We start from the raw sequence: 4,366 nt of genomic DNA on the forward strand, positions 1-4,366 counted from the left end.
ACCGAATCGGACTTGATCGAAGGTGCGGCCGACGTGGAAGCGGAACGCGATCGATGGCAGCGCGGCGAACGGATCGAATTGGCTGCGGGTTTGACGTCCGCCCAAGCGATCGCGTTGGGGTTAGCCGATGGCGAGTCATCGTCGGTTGATGATGTTTCGCGTCGCGTCGGGCTGAGCGGGACTCCGCCGCCGGTCACGGATCGCAAGATGGTGCGGTTCATTGAAAAGCTTGGCCGTAGTCACGCGTTGGCGTTTCTATTGCTATTCATCGGCTTTGCCGCACTGTCGACCGAAGCGAATGCACCCGGTTTGGGAATTCCAGGGTTTATCGCCGTGGTCTGTTTCGCCATGTATTTTTGGATCAAATTTTTGGCCGGGACCGCCGAATGGCTCGAGCTGTTGGCGTTTTCACTTGGCTTGATCTGTATTGCAATCGAAGTGTTCGTGGTGCCGGGGTTTGGCGTGTTTGGGATTGGCGGGATCGGTTTGACCGTGCTGGGGATTGTGTTGATGAGCCAGACGTTTATTGTGCCGCGAAATGTTTATCAGTTGCAAGTGTTAACGCAAAGCATCTGGACGGCATTGTTTGCCGGGTTCGGATTGATCGGTGGCTTTATTGCGTTTCGTATGTTGATGCCACACGTGCCGCTGTTGGGCAGTTTGACGATGGAACCGCCTGATACCGCCGCCGTCAATGAAGCTGAAAAACTTGCTGATTACACTCATTTGCAAGGCCAAGTGGGAACCGCTACCACCCCGCTACGTCCGGCGGGCAAGGCACGGTTTGGTGACCAGATCGTCCAGGTGGTCAGTGATGGGACTCCGATTGCATCGGGGGATCCGGTGCGCGTGTTCGAGATCCATGGAACGCGGATCGTGGTCGAGGCGGTAGAAAGTTAATGCCGCTCTACTACGCGTACGGCCTTCTTTTGCTGTTCTACATTCTGCTGGTTTTGGAGTTTATGATTCCAACGGGCGGGTTGGTCGGAATCGCTGCGGTAGTGACGATCATCTCGGCGTTGGCGGTAGCGTTTGCTCACAGCATGACCGCCGGGTTTACATTGTTGATCATCGTCGCAATCACGACGCCGTTGATCTTCGTTGCCGTAATCCGCGTCTGGCCACACACCCCGATTGGCCGCCGGATTTTGAATCGGCGACCCGGTGAAATGAACGAAGGGCGCGCCAAGCGAACGCTCGCTAACGGTACTCCGCTAGACGACTTGGTGGGGCACATTGGGATCGCAAAAACCCATCTGCTGCCAAGCGGATTGGTCAAGGTGGACGATGTGCGATTGGATGCGGTTAGTTTAGGAATGCCGATCGACGCGGGACAATCGATCATTGTGACCAAGGTGGAAGCGGGAAAGATCTATGTGCGTCCGATCAGCGAAGCCGAGCGTGCGGCGGCCGAGCAAGCTGACGCCGTATCGCCTGAAACATCGGAGCCGCCTGTGTCACCGCCATCGCTCGAAAACCCGCCCGAATCGTTCGATTTTGATACGCTGGATCTCGATTCGAGCCCGAATTAGTCCGGCATGTTTAGCCGTTCGGTCCCGGCTGGAAATGTGGGATCGGCTTCCCGCCTGTCCTTGGCGACTAATCCTGCATTGGTCGAGCGTGTTTGTCGGCCATGGCAAGGGTTGCCATAGTTGACATTGGCCTCGCAGAGCGGGACATTAGGGGGCAGAGATGCCTCCTTGATCGATTCGCTTTGACACCGCAAGTGTTTTAGCCTGAGTTTGCTTCCCCTTTGGACTTGAGCTCGCCTCCCCTTTGGAACTGCACCCGATGTTAAAACTTGCCCTCCTTGCTCAAGAGTTGCCTGACGCGACGGTGCCGATTTTGATCGGTGCATTGGTTCTGTTCGCGGGGATGATGGTGTTGTTATTTGTGTTCGCAAGCTATTTCGGTTTGTGGATTCAATCGCAACTGACCGGTGCGAACATCTCGATCTTCAATCTGTTAGGGATGACGTTCCGAAAGGTCAATGCCCGCAGCATCGTACGCAGCAAGATCATGGCGACTCAGGCAGGACTCGAAGATCCTGAGATCACCGGCGAGGCGCTCGAAGCCCACTACTTGGCCGGCGGTAATGTCCAGCAGGTTATCCGAGCTCTGATTGCGGCAAAGAAGGCAAAGACGATCTCGCTGACCTTTCGCGAAGCCACGGCGATCGATTTGGCTGGCCGTGATGTTTTGGAATCGGTGCAAACCAGTGTTTATCCGAAGGTCATCGATTGCCCACCGCGTGGATCGGTCAAACCGTCGCTCGATGCGGTCGCCAAAGACGGCATCCAGTTGAAAGTGAAAGCTCGCGTGACCGTGCGTGCAAACCTGCAACAATTGATTGGCGGTGCGACCGAAGAAACCATCATCGCTCGTGTCGGCGAAGGGATCGTCAGTGCGATCGGTAGTGCGACCAATCACAAAGCGGTGCTCGAAAATCCAGACGTGATCAGTAAAGCGGTACTCGCCAAAAGACTCGATTCGCAAACCGCGTTCGAAATCGTTTCGATTGATATCGCCGATATCGATGTCGGTGCCAACATCGGAGCTCGCTTGCAAGCCGATCAAGCCGAAGCCGACACGCAAGTCGCGCGAGCTCGAGCCGAAGGCAAACGAGCATCCGCGGTCGCCGAAGAACAAGAGATGCAGGCCAAGATTGAAGAGAGCCGCGCATCGTTGGTCTTGGCACAAGCCTCGGTGCCCGAAGCGATGGCCGAAGCGTTCCGCAGTGGTAACCTGCACATCCTCGATTACTACAAACTGCAGAACGTCAGTGCGGATACGGAAATGCGGAAGACGATTGCGGGAACAGGTCGTCACGTGGTCGAAACGAATTATGGTAAAGACTGAAAGAACGCGTGATCGCTAACGGAGCGGACGTTCGACCGAGTAAATCAAAACCGAAGAAACTATCATGGCTGGTGACCTCGAAGACTTTCTGCGTCGTGCTGCCCAGCGTCGTCAAGCGAACGCGGGCAATCCCCCTGCGGCGGCCCGTCCACCAGCACCAGCAGCCCGTCCTGCCGCACCTCAACCTGCGGTTCCCGAGCAGCGAAAGCGGCCTCAGTACAGCAACCATCGCACCGAGCGAATGATACGCGAGGTCGAAGAGGAAATTTTTGTTGCCGAAGTGGTCGAGGACGAACCGAGTCCTTGGCAAGAGCGACAGCGGAAGATCGAGGAAGCGAAACGAGCGGCGGCGGAAGCGGAATCGATCGCCGCCAAAGCGATGGCCAAAGTGAAAAAGGGGGGCAGTCAAGCGACCCCTCAATTTGCTCCCGGGCCGCAAATGACCGGTAATGTCGCAGCCGATTTGCTGCGATTGTTGCAAAGCCCCGAAGGGATCCAGCAAGCCGTCCTGCTCCGCGAGATTCTCGACCGCCCCATCGACCGCTGGTAAGCCAACCCGGGGTGCTTCGGTGTTTACACATCGCGGATGTCTTCAGAGCGTCCGGCTAAGGGAATTGACAACCCGAAGCGTCAGCGAGGGAATCTCGATCTTGGCGCGGTCCCTCGCTGACGCTTTTTGATGTTGCGCGTTTAGACGTCCTTCGGGCCAAAGGCCAAGCAATTTGCCTAGCCTGCCCTCATTAAGTCCCAGCAAACAGCCAGGCCGTTGGCCCTACAATTCATTCGTTTTCTTGGTCCCAGCCCGTTGGTCTGGACTAGGTAAACGTCCGGGGATTTGCCGCTCAATACAAAAACGCAACTTTAAAACTCATGCGTCGGGTTGTGTCGGTAATTGCGACGCGGTCCTGTAAATAACGGGATTAGCGAAGACGGTCGCTCTTTCTCGCGTCACGACTGCTTCTTTCGATTCGCGTCTTGTTTGAATCAGCCCCTGTGAATTTTTTCTAAATCCACCGCTCGCTTCGTGAATTCGCTCCGCGTTCTGCGGTTAAGACGTCATGCCACGGTTGCGCTCCGGCGTTGATCAAGCGTCTCGTGCCCGCATTTTGGCTCGCCATTTGCCTACTTAGCACAATCTCACTGCGCACCGTGCCGTGCACGCAGGTTTTCCTTCTGTGTCGCTTCTTGATTTCCTCATCCGCTTCCTTTTCCGATCGAGTTCCCATGGACGTACGCGACAAGCTCGCGATCCTTGCCGACGCTGCTAAATACGATGCTTCCTGCGCCAGCAGCGGTGCCAAAAGCACGCGCCCCGACAGCAAGATCGGCAGCACCGAAGGGATGGGGATCTGTCACAGCTACACCCCGGATGGTCGCTGTATCTCGCTGCTGAAAATCTTGTTGACGAATTTCTGCATCTACGATTGCCAGTACTGCGTCAATCGCGTTTCCAGCGACACCCCGCGAGCTCGTTTCACGGTCGACGAAGTCGTGTCGCTAACGATGG

Annotated in this window: 4 protein-coding genes and 1 pseudogene; all 5 read left to right on the forward strand. The window is 56.1% G+C overall.

Annotated elements, in window-relative coordinates; translation table 11 throughout:
* On the forward strand, positions 1-900 hold a 900-nt coding region (locus tag ABX962_RS31280; protein WP_372725474.1), incomplete at its 5' end, for an NfeD family protein.
* The gene (locus ABX962_RS31285) at positions 900-1,532 is read left to right on the forward strand and encodes an NfeD family protein (RefSeq protein ID WP_372725476.1); all 633 of its coding nucleotides are present in this window, start codon (positions 900-902) and stop codon (positions 1,530-1,532) included. The genes ABX962_RS31280 and ABX962_RS31285, both read left to right, overlap by 1 nt.
* Positions 1,533-1,791: 259 nt before the next feature.
* Positions 1,792-2,859 (forward strand): flotillin-like protein FloA, encoded by a 1,068-nt coding sequence (gene floA / locus ABX962_RS31290; protein WP_339943246.1) that lies wholly within the window; start codon positions 1,792-1,794, stop codon positions 2,857-2,859.
* A 64-nt stretch (positions 2,860-2,923) separates the two neighbouring features.
* The gene (locus ABX962_RS31295; RefSeq protein WP_372725478.1) at positions 2,924-3,409 is read left to right on the forward strand and encodes a hypothetical protein; all 486 of its coding nucleotides are present in this window, start codon (positions 2,924-2,926) and stop codon (positions 3,407-3,409) included.
* Positions 3,410-4,083: 674 nt separating this feature from the next.
* Positions 4,084-4,366: pseudogene (locus tag ABX962_RS31300) on the forward strand (biotin synthase); the annotation flags it as partial.

It is taken from the genome of Novipirellula sp. (assembly GCF_041583735.1).
Taxonomy (GTDB): Bacteria; Planctomycetota; Planctomycetia; order Pirellulales; family Pirellulaceae; genus Novipirellula.